This window comes from Mycobacterium sp. (assembly GCF_049608025.1).
GTDB lineage: Bacteria > Actinomycetota > Actinomycetes > Mycobacteriales > Mycobacteriaceae > Mycobacterium.
On record NZ_JBMYXC010000061.1, the window covers coordinates 1 to 18,729 of the forward strand.

At 64.7% G+C, this 18,729-nt stretch carries 17 protein-coding genes and 2 pseudogenes; 9 read left to right on the top strand and 10 right to left on the bottom strand.

Annotated elements, in window-relative coordinates; translation table 11 throughout:
* A partial coding sequence (locus tag ACPGXI_RS15665; protein ID WP_526654532.1) for a VldE C-terminal domain-containing protein occupies positions 1-194 on the top strand: 194 nt, incomplete at its 5' end.
* Positions 195-261: 67 nt separating this feature from the next.
* On the opposite strand, the gene pap is transcribed toward ACPGXI_RS15665, so the two are convergent.
* Positions 262-1,746 (bottom strand): polyphosphate:AMP phosphotransferase, encoded by a 1,485-nt coding sequence (gene pap / locus ACPGXI_RS15670; RefSeq protein ID WP_526654534.1) that lies wholly within the window; start codon positions 1,744-1,746, stop codon positions 262-264.
* 204 nt (positions 1,747-1,950) lie between these two features.
* On the opposite strand from pap, the gene bsh reads away from it, so the two are divergent.
* Positions 1,951-3,030, top strand: coding sequence for a bile salt hydrolase (bsh, locus tag ACPGXI_RS15675; RefSeq protein WP_526654536.1), 1,080 nt, complete (start codon positions 1,951-1,953; stop codon positions 3,028-3,030).
* Positions 3,031-3,042: 12 nt separating this feature from the next.
* On the opposite strand, the gene htpG is transcribed toward bsh, so the two are convergent.
* From htpG to ACPGXI_RS15700, 5 genes and pseudogenes are all read right to left on the bottom strand, one after another.
* Positions 3,043-4,965 carry a molecular chaperone HtpG gene (gene htpG / locus ACPGXI_RS15680; protein WP_526654538.1) on the bottom strand — a complete coding sequence of 641 codons (1,923 nt, stop codon included), beginning with the start codon at positions 4,963-4,965 and terminating at the stop codon, positions 3,043-3,045.
* 117 nt (positions 4,966-5,082) lie between these two features.
* Positions 5,083-5,919: an MIP/aquaporin family protein gene (locus tag ACPGXI_RS15685; protein ID WP_526654540.1), complete on the bottom strand. Its 837-nt coding sequence runs from the start codon at positions 5,917-5,919 to the stop codon at positions 5,083-5,085.
* 54 nt (positions 5,920-5,973) lie between these two features.
* Positions 5,974-6,297, bottom strand: coding sequence for a hypothetical protein (locus ACPGXI_RS15690; RefSeq protein WP_526654542.1), 324 nt, complete (start codon positions 6,295-6,297; stop codon positions 5,974-5,976).
* A gap of 58 nt (positions 6,298-6,355) precedes the next feature.
* Positions 6,356-7,093 (bottom strand): hypothetical protein, encoded by a 738-nt coding sequence (locus tag ACPGXI_RS15695; RefSeq protein ID WP_526654544.1) that lies wholly within the window; start codon positions 7,091-7,093, stop codon positions 6,356-6,358.
* Between the two features lie 41 nt (positions 7,094-7,134).
* Positions 7,135-7,452: pseudogene (locus ACPGXI_RS15700) on the bottom strand (glycoside hydrolase domain-containing protein); the annotation flags it as partial.
* A gap of 97 nt (positions 7,453-7,549) precedes the next feature.
* Between ACPGXI_RS15700 and ACPGXI_RS15705 the strand changes: the two are divergent.
* Entirely contained in the window at positions 7,550-8,362 is an 813-nt protein-coding gene (locus ACPGXI_RS15705; protein WP_526654546.1) for an N-acetylmuramoyl-L-alanine amidase, read from the top strand.
* Between the two features lie 28 nt (positions 8,363-8,390).
* Positions 8,391-9,122 carry a cutinase family protein gene (locus ACPGXI_RS15710; protein ID WP_526654548.1) on the top strand — a complete coding sequence of 244 codons (732 nt, stop codon included), beginning with the start codon at positions 8,391-8,393 and terminating at the stop codon, positions 9,120-9,122.
* 33 nt (positions 9,123-9,155) lie between these two features.
* Here the strand turns inward: ACPGXI_RS15710 and ACPGXI_RS15715 are convergent, their stop codons facing one another.
* From ACPGXI_RS15715 to ACPGXI_RS15725, 3 genes are all read right to left on the bottom strand, one after another.
* Entirely contained in the window at positions 9,156-10,751 is a 1,596-nt protein-coding gene (locus ACPGXI_RS15715; protein ID WP_526654550.1) for an MFS transporter, read from the bottom strand.
* Between the two features lie 222 nt (positions 10,752-10,973).
* Positions 10,974-11,624, bottom strand: a complete 651-nt coding sequence (locus ACPGXI_RS15720) for a hypothetical protein (RefSeq protein ID WP_526654552.1) — start codon at positions 11,622-11,624, stop codon at positions 10,974-10,976.
* A complete protein-coding gene (locus ACPGXI_RS15725; RefSeq protein ID WP_526654554.1) occupies positions 11,621-12,634 on the bottom strand; it encodes a DUF3179 domain-containing (seleno)protein in 1,014 nt (337 codons plus the stop codon). Before ACPGXI_RS15725 ends, ACPGXI_RS15720 begins: the two co-directional genes overlap by 4 nt.
* A 305-nt stretch (positions 12,635-12,939) precedes the next feature.
* On the opposite strand from ACPGXI_RS15725, the gene ACPGXI_RS15730 reads away from it, so the two are divergent.
* Positions 12,940-13,494 (top strand): protein disulfide oxidoreductase, encoded by a 555-nt coding sequence (locus tag ACPGXI_RS15730; RefSeq protein ID WP_526654564.1) that lies wholly within the window; start codon positions 12,940-12,942, stop codon positions 13,492-13,494.
* On the top strand, positions 13,491-14,375 hold the full coding sequence (locus ACPGXI_RS15735; RefSeq protein WP_526654556.1) for a cytochrome c biogenesis CcdA family protein: 885 nt from the start codon (positions 13,491-13,493) through the stop codon (positions 14,373-14,375). Before ACPGXI_RS15730 ends, ACPGXI_RS15735 begins: the two co-directional genes overlap by 4 nt.
* Before the next feature lie 86 nt (positions 14,376-14,461).
* On the opposite strand, the gene ACPGXI_RS15740 is transcribed toward ACPGXI_RS15735, so the two are convergent.
* Positions 14,462-15,283, bottom strand: a complete 822-nt coding sequence (locus tag ACPGXI_RS15740; RefSeq protein ID WP_526654558.1) for an SDR family NAD(P)-dependent oxidoreductase — start codon at positions 15,281-15,283, stop codon at positions 14,462-14,464.
* Between the two features lie 529 nt (positions 15,284-15,812).
* Between ACPGXI_RS15740 and ACPGXI_RS15745 the strand changes: the two genes are divergently transcribed.
* From ACPGXI_RS15745 to ACPGXI_RS15755, 3 genes and pseudogenes are all read left to right on the top strand, one after another.
* Positions 15,813-17,834 (top strand): hypothetical protein, encoded by a 2,022-nt coding sequence (locus tag ACPGXI_RS15745; protein WP_526654560.1) that lies wholly within the window; start codon positions 15,813-15,815, stop codon positions 17,832-17,834.
* A 73-nt stretch (positions 17,835-17,907) separates the two neighbouring features.
* Positions 17,908-18,357: a cupin domain-containing protein gene (locus ACPGXI_RS15750; RefSeq protein WP_526654562.1), complete on the top strand. Its 450-nt coding sequence runs from the start codon at positions 17,908-17,910 to the stop codon at positions 18,355-18,357.
* A 151-nt stretch (positions 18,358-18,508) separates the two neighbouring features.
* Positions 18,509-18,729, top strand: a pseudogene (locus tag ACPGXI_RS15755) (RNA-guided endonuclease TnpB family protein); the annotation flags it as partial.

Genomic DNA, 18,729 nt, shown 5'->3' on the forward strand with positions numbered 1-18,729 from the left:
TGATTCCAAATCCCACCAGCTCCGAGGGCATCGCGCTCGGAGACGCAATTCTCGCGTTCGTGCTGAGCAACTCGGCCCGATTCGGTTTGCAGGACGCGATCTGGCGCAACACGTACTACACGCCAAGCGGTCCGCAGGGATCGGGATACGGCCACTACGACCACGTGCACGTCACCACCAGGCCGAGCCGTTGAGTGACGAGTGGCCGTTGAGTGACGAGTGGCCGTTGAGTGACGAGTGGCCGTTGAGTGACCGGTGGCGTCAGTTCTCGCGCAGCGTGCGCGCCAAGCCCTTATTGATCGCTTTGAGCGCGGCCACTCGGGCGTAGCGCTTGTCGTCAGCGGGGATCACGTTCCAGCGGGCGCCATCTGAGGTGGTCCGCAGAATCATCTGATCGACGGCCTTGACGTACTCGTCCCATCGCTCGCGGTTGCGATAGTCCTCGGCGGTGATCTTGTGGGACTTGTACGGGGTGTTCTCGCGCTCCTTGAATCGGGCGAGCTGCTCTTCGGGCGACACGTGCAACCAGAACTTCGCGACGAACAATCCGCGCTCGACCAACTGGCTCTCGAAGTCGTTGATCTCGTCGTAGGCCCGCTGCCACTCCGCCGGATCGGCGAAGCCCTCCAGTCGCTCTACCAACACCCGGCCGTACCAGGTGCGGTCGAAGATCACGAATTTGCCGGCCCGGGGCAGATCGCGCCAAAAGCGCCACAGATAGTTGTATCGCCGTTCCTCCTCGGAGGGAGCGGCAACCGGGATCACCCGATAGTCGCCGGCTTCCAGAGCGCCGGTGATGCGGCGGATGACGCCACCCTTTCCGGCGGCGTCCCAACCCTCGAAGGCCAGTACCGTACTCAATCCGCGCTGCTGGGCCTCGGAGGCCAGTCCGTGCAGCCTGGCCTGTTGTTTGGCCAACTTGGCGCGGTACTTCTCCTTGTCCAGGGTTCGGGACAGATCTACGCCGGAGAGCACATCTGCCGCGGCGTCGATGTCCCCGAACACCGATACCGGCAACGATGTTGCCGGGGCCCGGGACTCCTGAGCCAGGCGGGTGGTGAGGGCCGCCAAGATCGTCCGGGCGACCGTGAGATCGCGGTAGCGGTCATCGGTGGCCTCCACGATGCTCCAGGGCGCCCCCGGCCCGCTGGTCTCCCTCAACATCCGTTCCGCAATGGGCAGTACCGGACCCATCGTGTCGAGAGCAGCCCAGTCGCGCTGATCCACCTGCCAGCCGAGTTCCGGGTGTTTCTCGGCTTTCTTCAGATTCTTCTTCTGCTCTTTGGCCGGTGTGTGCAGGAAAAACTTCAGGATCAAGGCGCCGTCGGCCACCAGAGCGTGCTGCATGTTGGTGATATGGCGGAGCCAGATGGAAAACTCCGGTTCGTCGATTTCTTCCTGGGCACGCATGCTGGCAGCGCGCATCAATCCGCCGATGAAGAACGACGCGCGGCCTTTGGGGGGTAACGATCGCCAGAGCCGCCAGAGCTGGGGTCGCTGCGACTCCTCCTCCGTGGGCTCGGCGAAGACCCGGGTATCCGCATAGCGCGAATCCATCCACTCATTGAGCCGATTGACCAGGGCGTTGGCGCCGAGCCGATCGTCACCGGCGATCCAGATGATCACCGGAAAGTCGGCATCGCGCAGGTCGTACTGGGCGTTGATGAGTCCGACGCGAAGTTCGGGGATGGCCGCCTGGTAATCCGCCTTGCTGATCTTGTTGCCGACTTCGGATACTTCGAGCATGCGGCGACGTCCTTTGTTCAGGTGAGGTAACCCGTGTTCAGGTGAGGTGACCCGGAACTACGATCTCACCGCGAGCCCGGCTCGGTGTGGACTTCCCGAAAGGCTGGTTGGTGAAAATGACGGTGGCTCCGTCTGTCCGACCCGGCCTGACACCGGAGAGTTCCTACGTACCATCCACCTGATACGACCGACATCGGAGGCAGAATGCAACGGCGCGTTGTCCGGCGATTTCTCATCGCACTGTGCGCAGGACTGTTTGCGTTCACAAGCGCGATCACAGCGCAGGCCTGCACTCGAGTAACCTGGCTCGGACCGGACGGCATTGTCATCACAGGCCGGTCGATGGATTGGCCTTACTCGTTCAATTCGCATCTGTATGTCATTCCGCGCGGCTTCCCGCAGGACGGTGGCGGCGGCGTCAACTCGCTGACGTGGACCAGCAAGTATGGCGCAGTTGAGATCGCGGGCACCACCGATCCCAACGGCCCCGTGGACGGCGTGTTCGACGGCATGAATGAAGCCGGACTGGTGGCCAATCTGCTGTATCTGGGAGAAGCAGACTTTGGGCAAGCCCCCGCCGATGACCGGCCGCGCCTCTCGTTCGCGGGATGGGTGCAGTACGTGCTATCCAGTTTCGCGACGGTCAATGAGGTCGTGGAAGCCTTCACCGATCCGTCGATCTATATCGTCCCGATCAAATTCGGACCTACCCGTTCGGCTGAGCCGACAGTTCACCTGTCGGTCAGTGATGCCAGTGGCGATTCGGCCATCATTGAGTATCTCGACGGGACACCCGTCATTCACCATGGCCGCGAGTACCAAGTCATGACCAACAGCCCAACCTACGACGAGCAACTCCAACTCAATGCGGTGTGGCAGGGGCAAGATCTCACGAAGAACCTCCCCGGATCGATCCAGTCCAAAGACCGCTTCGTCCGTGCCAGCTACTACCTGAGCAGACTCCCCGAGACAACCAATGAACGGCAAGCCGTGGCAGGCGTGCTGAGTGTCATCCGCAATACGTCGGTGCCGTGGGGTGTGGGCGACCCGGAGCATCCCAACATCTCACCGACGTACTGGCGTACGATCGCCGATTCGACAAACAAGGTGTACTACTTCGAATCCACCCTCAGCCCCAACATCGTCTGGGTCAACCTCAATCATCTGAACTTCAACCCAGGCTCAGGTATCCGGGCGGTCCCGGTCGAGGACAACTACTCCCTGATTGGCAACATAAACGGGGATTTGTTTCCAGCAGAACCAATTTCGTTCCTCACTCCGTAGGGCCCAACTGCATCACACCGTGCGCGTCAGCCTGTCCACGAGCAGTGTGGCGAACTTCGCCGGATCATCGGGAGTGCCACCTTCTGCAAGAAGTGCTGTGCCGTAGAGCAACTCGGCGGTCTCGACCAGCGAGTGGTCATCGGCGTGATCCTTGTGAGCCTGGCGCAGGCCGGTGACGAGCGGATGATCCGGGTTGAGTTCGAGAATCCGCTTCCCGGCCGGAATTTCCTGTCCAGAGGCCTGGTAGATACGCGCCAGTGCCGGCGTGATGCCGAAGGTGTCGGTGATCAGGCAGGCCGGCGAGGAGGTCAGACGGGTGGACAGTCGCACCTCCTTGACGTGATCGGCCAAGGTCTGCTGCAGCCAAGCCAACAGGTCGGCGAACTCCTTCTCCTGCTCCTCGCGTTCGGCCTTGGTCGTGTCCTCTTCGGAATCGAGATCCACCTCGCCCCGGGCCACCGACTGAAGCGGCGTGCCGTCGAACTCGGTTATCGTTCCCACCCAGACCTCGTCGACCGGGTCGGTGAGCAGCAGCACCTCGTAGCCTTTGGCCTTGAACGCCTCCAGGTGCGGCGAATTCAGGAGTTGCTGCCGTGTCTCGCCAGTGGCGTAGTAGATCTGCTTCTGGCCATCCTTCATGCGCTCGACGTACTCGGCGAGGGTGGTGGGTTCCTCCTCGCTGTGTGTCGAGGCAAACGACGAGATACGCAGCAGGGTGTCCTGGTTGTCGAAATCGGAGAGCAGACCCTCTTTGAGTACCCGTCCGAACTGGGTCCAGAACGTGCGGTAGTCCTGCGGCCGCTCGGACTGCAGCTCCTTGATCGTGGAGAGCACCTTTTTGGTCAGACGGCGGCGGATCGCGTTGACCTGCCGGTCCTGCTGCAGGATCTCGCGGGAAACGTTGAGCGACATGTCCTGCGCGTCGACGACACCCTTGATGAAGCGCAGGTACTCGGGCATGAGCTGATCGCAGTCGCCCATGATGAAGACGCGTTTGACATACAGCTGTATCCCGTTGGTATCGCGGTTGAACAGGTCCACGGGGGCGTGCGAGGGGATGAAGAGCAGCGCCTGGTATTCGAAGGTGCCTTCGGCCTTCATCGGGATGATTTCGAGCGGGTCGTCCCAGGCGTGGGCAATGTGCTTGTAGAACTCCTTGTACTCCTCGTCGGAGACCTCGTCTTTGGGCTTGGCCCAGAGCGCCTTCATCGAGTTGAGAGTCTCGGTTTCAGTGGTTACGACCTCTTCGCCGCCTTCTTCTTCGGGCGGTGTCCTTCGCTCGACATCCATCCGGATGGGCCAGGCGATGAAGTCCGAGTACTTCTTGACCAGGTGCTTGATCTTCGACTCCGAGGTGTAGTCGTGGAGTTCGTCCTCGGCGTCTTCGGGCTTGAGGTGCAGCGTGACCGCGGTGCCTTGCGGTGCGTCATCGACGGTTTCGATGGTGTAGGTGCCCTCACCGCTGGACTTCCAGCGGGTGGCCTCGCTCTCGCCGGCCTTTCGGGTAAGCAGTTCAACCTGGTCGGCGGCCATGAACGTCGAGTAGAACCCGATACCGAACTGGCCGATCAGTTCCTGGGAGGCGGCCGCGTTCTGGGCTTCGCGCAACTGCTCGCGGAGCTCGGCGGTCCCGGATTTGGCGAGCGTGCCAATCAGATCCACGACTTCGTCGTGCGTCATGCCGATGCCGTTGTCCCGAACGGTCAGCGTGCGCGAATCCTGGTCGATCGAGATCTCGATGTGCAGGTCGGAGGTGTCGACGTCGAGGTCTTTGTTCCGGAATGCTTCGATCCGCAACTTGTCCAGAGCGTCGGAGGCATTCGAGATCAGCTCCCGCAGAAACGAATCCTTGTTCGAGTAGATCGAGTGGACCATCAGGTCCAGCAGCTGGCGTGCCTCGGCCTGGAACTCCAGCTGTTCGACATTCGTGTTCATATGATTCCGTTCCTCGAGACTGCCCTCTGATGCGGCTACCCGCGCAGATGACTCGGGTGCGGGTACCCGCGCAGATAATACGCAGCGCGCCGCCGGCGCCGTTCGGGGGCGATCGACTCACTCACTGCGCAGTGGTGTCGGTTCCACCACACCGATCTCGGCGGGCTCGGTGATTGCCGCGGGCAGGAACCGTTCGATGCCGAAGACAAACAGCGCTCCACCGATCAGGCCCCCGATCAACGGCGCGACCATAGGTAACCAGAAGTAGAGTTCGGGGCCGTTGGCCGAATACATCGCATCCTGATAGCCGGTCATCCAGGACACCACCCGGGGAGCAAAGTCGCGGGCCGGATTTATCGCGTAGCCGGCGTTGGCTCCCCACCCCAGCCCGATTCCGACGACCAGCAGCCCGATGAACAGCGGAGCGGTGTTTCCCAGTGGGGGATTGTTGACCGCACTGGTCAACGCGAAGATCACCATCACCAGGATCGCAGTGCCGATGACCTGATCGAGAAACGCGGCGGGGATCGAAACACCCACGTCCGGGGACGTGGAAAAAATGCCCTGGGTGGCCTTGGAATGCCCCGGATCGACCCGGTTGATGGCCGACGAATACGACCACCGGACCAAGAGTGCCCCGACGAACGCGCCTGCCATCTGTGCTCCGATGTAGGGCAGGACCTTGCGGCGGCTGAAACCCTTGAACGCCGCCAGCGCGATGGTCACTGCCGGGTTCAGGTGGGCGCCACTGAGCCTTCCGGCGACGTAGATCGCCATCGTTACGCCCAAGCCCCAGCCCCACGCGATCGAGTTGTAGTCGCCGGTGGCTCCGGTGGTCGCCGGGAATCCGCCAGTGACCACCTGGGCCACGACCCCCACGCCGAACAATATGAGGATCATGGTTCCGAAGAACTCTCCGGAGCATTCACCCAGTAACGGATTGCGCCTCATCATTGACCCCATTCCCGGGTAAGTGGCCTCTGACGGCCGGTGCTGACGATTGCAAGGTCATCGGTGCCCGCTCACGAAGAGGCGAGCTTCGGTCATCAGCGCCGCCCATCTGGTCGCATCACGGTCTTCGACCAGGACCCACTCCCGAAAGGTCCGTCCGGCGGGGGCAAAAGGTTTACCGAGGCCGCTGTCAATGAGTTCTTGGACGCGATCACGCGGCAGCTTGACGATGAGGTCGCCGGTGCGGTGATCACAGGAGGTGAAGAACTCCCCGTCGATGCGCAGGCATGGGAAACCCATCATGGTGCCCGGCGACACCCCGGGTTGGGCCAGCAAGGTGACTGCCACATCGTCGAAGAAGGCGGATGGCTGATCGGTCATCGGTGCGTGGCCCTTCAGGCTAGAAGTGGTATGAGGTTGCCGGCCGGACCGCCGACCGTCACCTGGTCTCGACGGTCAGGTCACTCAGCTGCAGCGATACCAGGGTGGGGAACGGTAGGGGTCGGTTTCCAGGGCCTATCGGACGGACCCATCTGCGGGTGGCGAAAGTGAATCCGCCGGCCTCAACCGGGTCGGCGCAGTAATGAGCAGCCTTGGCCCACTGGCCGACCACCAGCGCGACATAGTCGTGGCGACGCAGCAGACCGTCTGCATCGAAGTAGAAGGTCTGACGGGGCGAGTGAGTATCGATTTCCGGTGAGAACTCGGCGTGCAGTCGGCGCCATGTGTGTCCATCCTCCTGCCAGGGATCGCCCTCTTCGACCCGCACGCCGTTGCGGGTGAGCAGATAGGGCGTGGTGAGATAGCACCACATTGCGTAACCACCGAAATAGACGGAATCCAGTGCATCCCAACGAATGTTGCGTCGCACGCCAGCTGTTCCAAAGAACAGTGAACGCGGATGGGTACGGGAACTGATGATGTCGCCCCGGCCGTTCTCGATGCGTACCGACCCGTGGTCGAAGACCCCGCGCAGTCCGTCACGCGGGAACGGATCTATGACCGTCCGGGGTTCCTGGGTGTCTACGGTGACTCGATAGTCGCTGAATCGATTGCCCGGCACGCGGGTACGGACCAGCAGGCCACCGCTGCGCACACGTGCCCGAATTGTCGTGGCCTGCTGCCAGCGGTCCCTGCCCCCGCTGGCAGCCATCACCTGATTCAGCAATGCGTTCACGCCGGCACCCTGCCCAAGCCGCTGCCGGTCAGCGGAGTTGGCCGAGAGCGGCTCACCGTCGAGTGCCCGATCACGTCATCCGCTATCGCCCATCTGCACTGGCGTGCACCGCCGTAGATCCCCGTGCGCTGGACACCCAGCACAGCGTTGATCCCGCGAAACCACTGGACCGCGGTGCTGTCCCAGGTGTCGGATCCGATGTCCCCGTCGACGCTGAAGAATATGGGGGCCAGATCAGGGCCGCCGGCGGCGTTGTGCAACCGCAGGCCCTCGGCGGACGCTCTCGGCGCAGCAACTGTTGTCGCCACGGTGGCGCCGGCCGCGAGAACCGGGGTGGCCGCCAGGGCGTATTTGAGCATGTCGCGTCGGCTCACAGGCGGGTTCACGCGGACCAGGGTATTCCCGTATTCGATACCGTTGCGCTAATAGCGCCCAAAGCTCCGTATCGTTACCGTCATGGGCGTACCCCCGCCGGACGGACCCGGCGAGCTGTTGAGCCGCCGCCGACTGTTTCAGGCGGCCGGCGCCGCCGGTGTGGCGGTCGCCGCTGTGGCCTGCACGACCCGGTCCGTGGCCACACCCACCGCCGGTTCGGGGTCGGCCTCGGTACCGAGCCCCGGCGCGCCGGCCAAGCCGCTACCGGAGCAGGTGCCCGTGGTCGCGCCAACGCCGGCCCCGACCACCACATCGGCGGGTCTGGTGTGCCGAGATGGCTGGGGCGCGCGTCCAGCCCGTCCCGGCGGCACCCCGCACACCATCTCCCGGATGACGCTGCATCACACCGCCGTGGTGCTGGGCGACAACAGCAACATCACTTCACGGCTCCGCCAGCATCAGGCCTACCACCAGGATCACCAGGGCTGGATCGACATCGCCTATCACCTCGGCGTGGACCGCGACGGCAACATCTTCGAACTGCGCACGCCCGACCTCGCCGGTGACACCGCCACGAGCTACGACCCGAGGGGTCATTTCCTGGTGGTCTGCGAAGGAGACTTCGACCAAGAGGCCGTGAGCGAGGCCCAGTTGCAGGGCGCTGCGGTTGCGTTCGCGTGGGCGGCACAGAACTTCGGGGTCGCGACCGCATCGTTGGCGGGCCATCAGGATTACGCCTCCACCTCGTGCCCGGGCGCCAACCTGCACGCCCACATCGCCTCGGGTGACCTCAAACGCCGCGTCGATGATCTGGTGCTGGCCGGCCCGGTGGATCTGCAGCCGATGTGTGGACTCGAAGCCGCCGCAGTTGTGGCCGCCATTGAAGCCGGTTAAGCCGTTGTCAGGTAGGTCGAACTCACCCATGGCAGGCGGCCACCGGCGTGTGTTCCGGGCGTCGAGATCGCGCGCTGGTGTCCTGGCTGCCGCGGTGGCGGGGGCAGCCACGATGCTGCTGAACGTGCCCCTGCACTCGGCGTCGGCGCAGCCGTGCCCCGATGTGGAAGTGGTGTTCGCTCGGGGTACCGGCGAGCCACCGGGGGTCGGGAATGTCGGTCAGGCGTTCGTCGATGCCCTGCGCTGGCAGTTGTACGGCAGGTCGGTTGGGGTGTATCCGGTCAACTATCCCGCGAGCAGCGACTTCGGTGGCGGCCCGGCGTTCACCAGAACCGTCGTCGATGGAGTCAGAGACGCCGGCGTGCGCGTGGAGTTCATGGCCGCCGCCTGCCCGACCACCAAGATCGTGCTCGGCGGGTATTCCCAGGGCGCGGTCGTGGCCGGCTTCGCCACCTCCGCGGTCGCACCCGCGGGGCTACCCGCGGAGTCGGTTCCCGCCCCGCTGCCGCCGGAGGCCGCCGACCATGTCGCCGCGGTCGCGTTGTTCGGAACACCTTCTGGTCCATCCGCGCTCAAGTACGGCGCCCCGGCTGTGGTCGTGGGCCCGGTGTTCGCGGCCAAGACCATCCGGTTGTGTGCGCCCGGCGACCCGGTGTGTATGAGTCCACCCGCTCCCGGGGCCATCGATGGGCACGGTCAGTATCCGTTCAACGGAATGACCGGTGAGGCAGCCGCTTTCGCAGTGTCACGCCTGATCTAGCGCTGTGGGAGAGCAGCGGGGGTGCTGCCCGAATCACTCGGTGTTGTCGCGATCTGGGACGTCGCGGAGTCGGGTGGAGGCCGGTCGGATCCGGCGCTGGAATCGGTCAATGGTGCCGCGGGCATCGATGGCGAAAAGCGTGATCAAGCCCATCAGCGCGATAAGCGCCGCGCAGAGCACCATGGTGGCGTCGAAGCCCTGGGTGTAAGCCTTCCCGGCAGCTTCCACGGCTGCTTTTCCGGCGGCGGTGGTGGGCTCCACCCGGTCGTTGGTGAACGCCCGCACATCGTCGATCCCGGCCGCTACCTGTGACGGCGTGGCAAGCCCTGCCTCCTCGAGAGCCCCGGCGAAACGCGCGTGGCCAAAACCCTCGACGAGGACCACGCTCAGCGTCAGACCGATCGCATAGCCGATCTGTCCGACGGTCGTGCGGAAGGATGTCACCGGGCCGATGAATTTCGCCGGGGCCTGCGAGACGAACATCGCCGACTGCGGGACCGAAACAAGCGCGAGGCCGATGCCGACGACGGCGATCCCCGGGACGACTACCCACGCTGGTGAGCTTTGTTTGGCGGCGGCCATCAATATCAGTCCGAGCACGCAGGCGGTGAAACCCACTCCCAGAATCTGGCGCAGCCTATCGCCGTGATTCGACAGGTACCTGCCGACCAGCAGCGATGTTGCGAGCAGAACGAGCAGCAGCGGGGCCTGCAGGAGGGTCACCTCCAGCGGTGAGGCCGCCTTCGTGTACTGCCACAGGTTGCTCGTCGAGAGCATGACGACCGCTTCAGTGAAGTTGAACGCCACGCCTGCGATGACCGCTGCCACGAAGATCCCGTTGGTGAACAGCTTGATCGGGAATGCCGCGGATTGACTCCGGATCTCGACGAGGACGAATGCTGCGTAACCGATGATCCCAGCAGCGATGGGACCGTAGAACTGTGGCGAAGTGAACGAGGTCGCCGCCTCACTGAGTCCGTAGAGCAGCGACGCTGTCGAGGCTCCGATCAGAACCAGTCCGGCATAGTCGATCGGCCCGTCGCCAGACCGGGGCATCACGGGCAGAACCCGCGGGATGAAACCGACCAGACCGATGAGGGCCGCCGGCACCAAAAGCATCGCAGCGCGCCAGGATTCGGCGGCGAGCGCGCCGCCGATCGGCAACCCGACTATGACCACGCTGATCATGACGGCAGCCCAAAGGCCTAGGCCAACACTCAATTTCGGGCCGGGTGTGACAAAGCGGACGTAGGCGAAGGTCGCCGCGAGTGTCGCCCCGAGGCCAATTCCGGCGATGCCGCGACCCGCCAGGTAGACCTCGGCCGCCGGTGCTGCTGCGACGGTCATGTTGCCGATGATTGCCAGGACGGCGGCGCCGATCAGGACACGGCGCCGGCCGAGTCGGTCCGCAGCCAGGCCGGAGGCAAGAACAGTGGCTGCCACCGCAAGTGTGGAGATGCTGGCGCCAAGCGCCCGATCGGCGGCGGTGAAGCTCAACGCCCTGCCCGCGTCGACGATGGCCGTGTTCGCGACGGTGGGATCGAGCATCTGCATCCCGCCCAGCAGGCCCAGCAGAAAGATCCTGCCCCTGGGAACGGCCTCGTCAATGCCGCTTTCTTTTGGTTGCATCTGATCCACGCTCACGCCCTCTCCAGCGAGGAGGTGAGGTTCCCGGCCTTGCAGGGCATTGTCACAGGACCACCCCTTGTGCGGGGACGCCGGCCCCGAACTGCTCCCGGAAATCGGGGTGGGCGTCGGGGTGGGCGATAGTCACGCCTGCGGCGGGCACCTGCCCGGCGATCGAAACCATGCGACACCTCATTAGTAGACGGTGCTTGATGGGCGGTGCCGTCACAAGGGGCCGACCTCACAGGCCGACGAATCTCTCACCCGGTAGCAGCGCCACACCAGGGCCACGGAAAGCAGGCCGATGGTGAGCGGGTACAAGACCGGCCGCACCATGAGCACCACCGGTAGCAGCGCCGCGCCCATGCCGGCGCCGAGCGCAACCAGCAGGGTGGGCGCGCAGCAGGCGAATCCGATTCCGAGCGTGGGCAACACCCCCACAAGCGGTCCAATCGCGCTCCGGCGACACGCCGCACGCTGTGTCTCCTGCATGGCGAGCGCGACGTTGGCTGCGGCCAGTCCCGCGACCGCGGCACCCAACGCCAGGTTTACCGGGCTGAGGAACAGAGTCAAGTGGCCGTTGGCCCGGATGGCGAGCACCGGCTCGAAAAGATAAGCCGCCTTGGCGCGGAAGACATTGTCGAACGCGAACTGCACGGGCGGGCCGAAGCCTGCTTCCCCGGAAGCGGATATGGCGATGTCGCCGATGGCCAGCAGATAGATCAGCAGGACGGCGAGTGCGGCTCCGGTGGCGAACCGGCGCGGACGCCGTTGGGTGATGGCCTGACCTACCTGCCTCGGTGTGCTGCGCAGCGCGGCGAACATATGTTCCACCGCCGCGCCGAGCATTCCCAGGCCGGTCAGCAGGCGCCTCATACCAGCAATCGCGTCTGCGGGTAGTAGGCGAACCAGGCGAACCACATCGCGTCCAGAAAATCGGCGGGCTCCCCGGTGCCGGAGTGGACTACCGTCGCCGCAGCCAGGTCGTCGTCCCATTGCGCACGCCAGGTGATTCCCCCCACCTCCACCTGCATCTGGCGATCCTCGAAGATGCGGCGTTTGCGGATCGCGAGATAATCTGGGCCGGAACGGATTCCGACCACAACATCCTTGTCGCCGAGGCGGTCGTCACTGTGCCGGACCGGAAAATATGTGCCCGGTTCGACGTAGTAGCCCGACGGGGGAGTGTAGGAACCGTAGGGGTCGCGGCCGTAACTACGGAGTGCACCGGTTTCCGGGGACAGTACCGGTGAGTCGGGATGGGCCGCCCGCCATGCCCGCCAGGTGGTCCAGACCAGGGGTACGGGTTGCAGCGCGGTGCCTTTGCGGGGGCCGCTGATCGCCGTGCCGAGGATCTGAGGCCACTCGGACTCGGTTTGGCGGTCGTACATGAGCAGATTCGAATTGACCAGCATTCCGGTGGTGCCGAACGTCCAGGACTCACCGGGCGGGCTCGCGAAGCCGACGGCGGTGCCGGTCAGCGGACAGTAGGTAACGGTGAGAGGAACACCGGCGACCGTGTCGTTGACGATTTCATGCCAGACCAATATCGACTGGGGATAGGCCTTGAATTCGCCCCGGTGATCCAGTGCGAATACCGGCGCATCGTTCTCGAGGTAGTCGACATCGCGTGCCGGCACGAAGCGAGGTCGATCGATGGGTGGAATGCCGTCCTTGCCCGGCCCACCCGACATCACCGCGCCCGCGAGCGCGTCCAACTCCGCATCTGCTGTGCCCGGCACCTTGCTGGGAGCTTCCGGCGCAGCCCCAGATCCGTTGCCGGCGCGCCAACGCAGCAGACCCGCCGCGCCCAGCGACCCAGCGCCTACGACGGCGCCCGCTCCGATGAGGAGCTGTCGCCGAGTAGGCGTCCGTTGACTGCTCACCGGCGACACCTCTCAAGGCCTGCGGGGACGGCCGTCGCGATCTGGCCGTGGGCTAAGCCTAGTGTCTGGGACCGGTTTCAGCTCCCATCGCAGACAATCCCGCTCATCCCGCCGGCCCGGGCCGACGCAGGTCAACAGCCTGGCCATCGGTCGCCCAAGCAGGTCGGGCGATAGGGCATACTCACGTTCACCTGATTCTGATTGTCGAATGCAATCAAGACGGGACCAGTTGCGTCCTTACCTGGCAGGGGCGCAAAGTGCGCACCGGTCTCGATTGAAGGGAACCCGCTTTGAACCGCACCACGATTGCCGTTCTTGCCGCCACCGCCATCGTCGCCACCGCTTGTAGTTCCAGCAGCGAGAACGACTCGACCGCGGAGCCGGCCCCGTCGGCAGCTACCACCACGTCGGCGGCAGCTGCGACCACCGCGCCAGCCGATAGTCAGCCCGCGGTTCCGGCCCAGTTGCAGTTCACCAGCACAACCCTCAGCGGTGAGCCGTTCTCCGGGGAGACGCTGGCCGGCAAGCCGGCCGTGTTGTGGTTTTGGGCGCCCTGGTGCCCGACCTGCCAACGAGAAGCCCCCATGGTGGGTCAGGTCTCCGCCGCGAACCCCGACGTCACCTTCCTGGGTGTGGCAGGACTCGACGAGGTCCCGGCCATGAAGGAGTTCGTCGATAAGTACGCGGTCGACAAGTTCACACAAATCGCTGACACCGACGGCGACGTTTGGATGAAATTCGGCGTTACCAAACAACCCGCTTTCGCCTTCGTCACCGCCGACGGCACCGTGGACGTGGTCAAGGGCACGCTGCCCGAGTCGGAGTTGACAGAGCGGGTGCAGGCCCTGGCCAACCCATGATTGACGGCGCGGCCCTGGGTTTCGCCCTGGGCGCGGGTCTGGTCGCCGCGCTCAATCCGTGCGGATTCGCCTTCCTGCCAGGCTATCTCGGCTTGGTAATCGTCGGCGAGGGGCAGCCCAGCACCCGGTCGGCGGCACTGGCCCGTGCCGGAGCCGCCACCGTGGCCATGGCCGCCGGCTTCGTCACGGTGTTCGGGCTCTTCGGCTTGGTGGTCTCGCCGCTGATCGCCTCTGCACAGCGCTATCTGCCGTTCGCCACGGTGGTCATCGGCGTGCTGCTCATCGCGCTCGGGTTGTGGTTGCTCTCCGGCCGGGACATCGCCGTGATCATGCCCAAGATCTCCGGGGGCACACCGACCGCTCGGCTGCGCTCGATGTATGGCTACGGAGTCGCCTACGCGGTGGCGTCGCTGTCGTGCACCATCGCTCCGTTTCTTGCGATGATCAGCACCACGTTTCGACGGGGCGAGGTGCTCACCGGCATCCTGGCCTTCCTGGCCTACGCGGTGGGCATGGCGTTGACGGTGGGTGTCGCCGCCATGGCGGTGGCACTGCTGGGATCCTCGGCCACCGGCACGATCCGTCGCATCCTTCCCTACATCAACCGGATCGGCGGCACCCTCGTGCTGCTCACCGGGCTATACGTGGTCTATTACGGCTACTACGAAATCCGGTTGTTCTTCGCAGGCGGTAGCGCCGACGATCCGATTATCGAAGCGGCGGGTGCGATACAGGGCTGGCTATCCGCGCGCGTCGATGACCTGGGGGCGTGGCCGCTGGTGGGAATCGTCGCGATTCTGGTCGCCGGAGCCCTTCTGTGGCGCGTTCGCACTCAGCGCCGCTCCGAACCGAAGGTCGAGGAAACCTCCACCCCGGCGTAGCACCCCGGGGGAGTCCGCGGCCTCGGGAAACCGCGCAGCCAACACATCCCCCGGGGTTTCCGGCCTCGAGGTGGCACGAGCAGGTGTTACTCGGCGTCGCGGCGAACCCGTGCGTCGTATGCGGCGCGGGCATCGGTGTCGAGGGCTTGTAGAACGCGGTGGCGGGTGAGCCGGCCGCGGATAGCGCCGAGCAGCCGGTCAGGAACCAACGCGGCGGCGGTTTCATAGCTGCGCATCCACCCCGGCACAGCGACGACCGCGGGGCGGCTCCTGCAGGACGCGACAACGGCGTCCGCGATCTCCTTGGGATCCACGGTAGGCAGCACTCCGCCGAGTTTGACACCGGATACCAGGTCCGTCCGCACCGCCGACGGCAGTACCACGGTAACCGTCACACCGGTGCCGGCGAGCTCGTCGCGTAGGGACTCACTGAAACCGACCACCGCATGTTTGGTTGCGCAGTAGGTGGCCAGCCCCGCGGCGGGCACCACCCCCAGATAGGACGCCACGTTCACGATGTGGCCGGAACCGTGCTCGAGCATGCCGGGCAGTGCCAGCTTCGTCCCGCGCAACACACCGTTGAGGTTGACATCGACTATCGAGTCGGTGACCGCATCCAACTCTTCGACGTAGCGGCCCGCCGGCATGATGCCGGCGTTGTTCACGAGCACGCGGAGCGGGCCATCGACGGCTGCCAGGAACTCGGCGAAGGATTCTCGCGACCGGACGTCCAAACCGACCCCGCGGCAACCCAGTTCATCGGCAGCGGTCTTGGCGAGCTCAGCATCGAGGTCACCGATGAAGACTTGGGCGCCTTCATCGATGAATGCCTTCGCTGTCGCGTACCCGATGCCCCGGGCGCCTCCGGTGATTGCCACAGCGGCACCGGACAACGCTAGGGCGTTCATCGCGACCCCGAACTTTTCTTCCGCATGGCGGAGAACAGTAGTCCCGCGGGCGGGTGAGGCGCCATTTCGCCGGGGAGGTGTCGGCCCGCGCCCGCTGTACCATCGCTGTGGCAACTGATCAGGGCCAGCAGGCTACGCTTCGCCTCACGAGGAGGATCCGTGCACCGTCACACCCGTGTGGGCGCCGCTCTCGCGTTGGTGCGCCTGCCGGGGGCGGGCGTGGTGGCATGACCTGCTGCACCAATGTCGAGTTTGCCGGCGCGCCTGCGATGGCTGGCGCGAAACTGGGTAAAACTTCTGCGAAAGCGGCAACTTTGTCGATTTTTGATCGCATACTGAATGATTACCGGGAGTCCTGTTGAAGAGTTGCTGGGAGTCCTGTCGGCGAGCCGGTGAGGGGCCCGAGATGAGTCCGAGGTACGCGGCGCGGAGCACTTCCGCCAATGGTCATGCAGAGAAGTCGGGTCGCCGGCGTTCGGTGACTACCGATGGGGTCGGGCTTCTTCCGATCCAGTGCGGCGCTCGGGCGGTGCCCACGGGGCCGCCGTCGGCGCACTCCAGCTATGTGGGACGGGTGGCCGCGCTCGCGGTCGCCCTGGGCGTGGGCGTTGCGATAGCGTCGATGCCGGCGGTAGCGTCCGCCGACACGACAGGTTCGGGCGGTTCGGCAGGTTCGAGTTCGTCTTCACAGGCGGGAGCGTCGGGGGACGGTTCAGGTGATTCCGCGGCGTCGGATTCATCGGCTTCGCCAGTTGACTCGTCCTCTACCCAGGACAGCGACGCCGAATCAGACGCGAGCCCGGATGCCGACGTAGCCCCAGACATCGACGACGCAGACATCGACGACGCAGACATCGACGACGCAGACATCGACGACGCAGACATCGACGATGATCTGGCCGACGATGATCTGGCCGACGATGATCTGGCCGACACGAATCCTGATACCGGGGCTTCGGACAGTTCGGGCTTGGATGGCGCCGCTCCGCTAGCCGTGTCAGACCCCGGCTCAACCGGGGGGTCGGCGGAACAGATTTCCGATGATGGTTCCGGAACTACGACCGCGGATTCTCTACGCAGCCACGCCCAGGCCCACGATGTTGGCGAAACCTCTGCGGTCGGCGCAACGGGTGCGGCACCAAGAAGTGAGCCGGTGCCTGCTGGTTCGGCGACTTCGGATGCGGAGAGCGCCGGCGGCGTTCACCTTCACGATGTTCACCGGGCGCACCACACGGCGCCTCCGGCGGAATCGCCCGTGGCGGATGCGGCCGCCAGCGCCGAGGCTGATGCGTTTCGGCTGTTTGGAAACGGCACCGCCGCGCAACCCAACGGCGGGGTGCTGTTCGGCAGTGGGTTTAGTTGGGATGCGAGCTCATGCACCGGCAGCAGCGCCTGCCATGGAGGCAGCGCCGGGCTCTGGGGGGGCAATGGCGGTGACGGCTATAACGGCGGCAACGGCGGTTCTGCCGGCTGGTTCGGCAACGGCGGTGACGGCGGGGCGGGTGTTCCCGGCGGCAATGGTGGCAATGGCGGCAATGGCGGCCTGGTCTTCGGCTCAGGTGGCGATGGGGGCGTCGGTGGAGCGGCGCTGGGTCCGGCGGACGCTCCCGGCCAGGGTGGTAGCGGCGGCAGTGGTGGATTGTTCGGAACCGACGGTCGGGCCGGCAACGTCGGAGCTCCCTTCTCGAATCAGCCGCCGGCACCGGTGCTTCCCACTCTGGCCTTCGATTTCATCTATGGGACCGGTGCGCAGCACTGGTCGAGCGCAGCACGAAATGCTCTGGAGGCGGCGGCGGAGTCACTTTCCTCTTATTTCGTCGTCACATCCCCAGTGACCCTCACCTATAACGTCAGCGGGGAGAATTCGCCGTTCAGTTCGACGTTGGCCTGGGCCTCGAGCGCCCTCTCCGGTACTGGCTCCGGCTTTTCCAATACCGTGGTCCAAGAGAAAATTCAGTCGGGAGTCGACGCCAATGGCGCGGTCGCCGACGGCAAGATCAACTTCAACTTCGGGCGCTCCTGGGGCCTGGGTAACTCGGTAGGCTTCTTCCAGTACGACTTCCAAGCCACTGCCATACACGAGTTGCTCCATACCTTCGGCCTCATTTCCAACGTGGATCGCGCCGGATCGAACACCGCTCGAGACTGGACCGCATACGACAGCTTCCTCGTGAACAGCGGCAATGTGAATGTGATCGGCCCCGATTTCAGATGGAACAGTGCCTACGACGCGAATCTGGCCGGAGGCAACGGGGGCCTGTACTTCGGAGGGGCCAACGCCGTCGCCGAATACGGCGGACCCGTTCCGCTCTACACACCGAGCCCCTGGAAGTCCGGCAGTTCGGTGACACACCTGGACGACTCGACCTTCAGCGGAGCGAATACCCTCTTGATGAACGCCATCAGCAGCACAGGGCTGGGGGTCAGGACTCTCAGCCCGCTCGAGCTGAGCATCTTTGAGGACCTCGGCTACATGGTGACGTCCCCACAGCAGACCTCCGCGGCCCTGTTCATCACGATCCTTCTCGTCCGTCGCAGAAGGACCAAGTGATCACCCGTTTTGATCATGGGTTGCAGTCGGTCGGTGGTGCACCCAAGAGCTAGTAGGCAGATGTAGGGCAGAGATGGCAGACGACGCGTTTCACCCCGATCTGACCGATGCTGCTCAGACGCCCACCCGGGTTCATCACGTGCGCGCCGCCGAACTCGACGCCGGCACCGCGCAGACCGAAGGCATGCGCCGGTTTGCCGCCATCAGTGGCAGCACCGTCGGGTCCGGCAAGCTCTGGATGGGCGAGACGCACGTCGGCCCGGCCATGGCCTCCGATAATCACCACCATGGCGAGTCCGAGACCGCCATCTTCATCCGCAAAGGTCACCCCCAGTTCGTCTACCACGACGGTGAGCGGGAAATCCGCATCATTACCGAGCCCGGTGACTACATCTTCGTGCCGCCCTACCTGCCGCACCGCGAGGAGAATCCGGATCCCGGTGAAACTGCTGAAGTGGTGATCGCCCGCACCACGCAGGAGGCAATAGTGGTCAATCTGGAGCACCTCTACCCGTTGCCGTAGCCGGTCCCACTCGAGTAGACGTTCCCGATCGGCCCGGCCCAGGCTCGACGCCGACCGGCGTGCCGAGACCATCAATTCATCGAATACCGCCCGAGAGACCCGGTACACCTACCGTCTGCGGCCTGGAGCCGGAGCTGGGGCGGCTCTGGAAGTGTGGTCGCGCGATCTGCCCAGCGAGCCGACTTCGGTCAACGTCTACCGGGACTCGTTGGGGCATTGGTATGCCTCGTTTGTTGTGCGCCGCGAAACATCCCCGCTGCCTAATGCCCGTGGCGGTATCGGTATCGACTGGGGTGTCAGCACCGTGGCCACCACAACCGATGCGTGTTTCGACTTGCAGTACGCCGGCCACCGGAAGCGCTGCGCTGCACA

Coding starts and splice junctions, on each gene's coding strand:
- pap (WP_526654534.1), bottom strand. CDS start 1,746: ATGCTCGAAGTATCCGAAGTCGGCAACAAGATCAGCAAGGCGGATTAC.
- bsh (WP_526654536.1), top strand. CDS start 1,951: ATGCAACGGCGCGTTGTCCGGCGATTTCTCATCGCACTGTGCGCAGGA.
- htpG (WP_526654538.1), bottom strand. CDS start 4,965: ATGAACACGAATGTCGAACAGCTGGAGTTCCAGGCCGAGGCACGCCAG.
- ACPGXI_RS15685 (WP_526654540.1), bottom strand. CDS start 5,919: ATGATGAGGCGCAATCCGTTACTGGGTGAATGCTCCGGAGAGTTCTTC.
- ACPGXI_RS15690 (WP_526654542.1), bottom strand. CDS start 6,297: ATGACCGATCAGCCATCCGCCTTCTTCGACGATGTGGCAGTCACCTTG.
- ACPGXI_RS15705 (WP_526654546.1), top strand. CDS start 7,550: ATGGGCGTACCCCCGCCGGACGGACCCGGCGAGCTGTTGAGCCGCCGC.
- ACPGXI_RS15710 (WP_526654548.1), top strand. CDS start 8,391: ATGGCAGGCGGCCACCGGCGTGTGTTCCGGGCGTCGAGATCGCGCGCT.
- ACPGXI_RS15715 (WP_526654550.1), bottom strand. CDS start 10,751: ATGCAACCAAAAGAAAGCGGCATTGACGAGGCCGTTCCCAGGGGCAGG.
- ACPGXI_RS15720 (WP_526654552.1), bottom strand. CDS start 11,624: ATGAGGCGCCTGCTGACCGGCCTGGGAATGCTCGGCGCGGCGGTGGAA.
- ACPGXI_RS15735 (WP_526654556.1), top strand. CDS start 13,491: ATGATTGACGGCGCGGCCCTGGGTTTCGCCCTGGGCGCGGGTCTGGTC.
- ACPGXI_RS15740 (WP_526654558.1), bottom strand. CDS start 15,283: ATGAACGCCCTAGCGTTGTCCGGTGCCGCTGTGGCAATCACCGGAGGC.
- ACPGXI_RS15750 (WP_526654562.1), top strand. CDS start 17,908: ATGGCAGACGACGCGTTTCACCCCGATCTGACCGATGCTGCTCAGACG.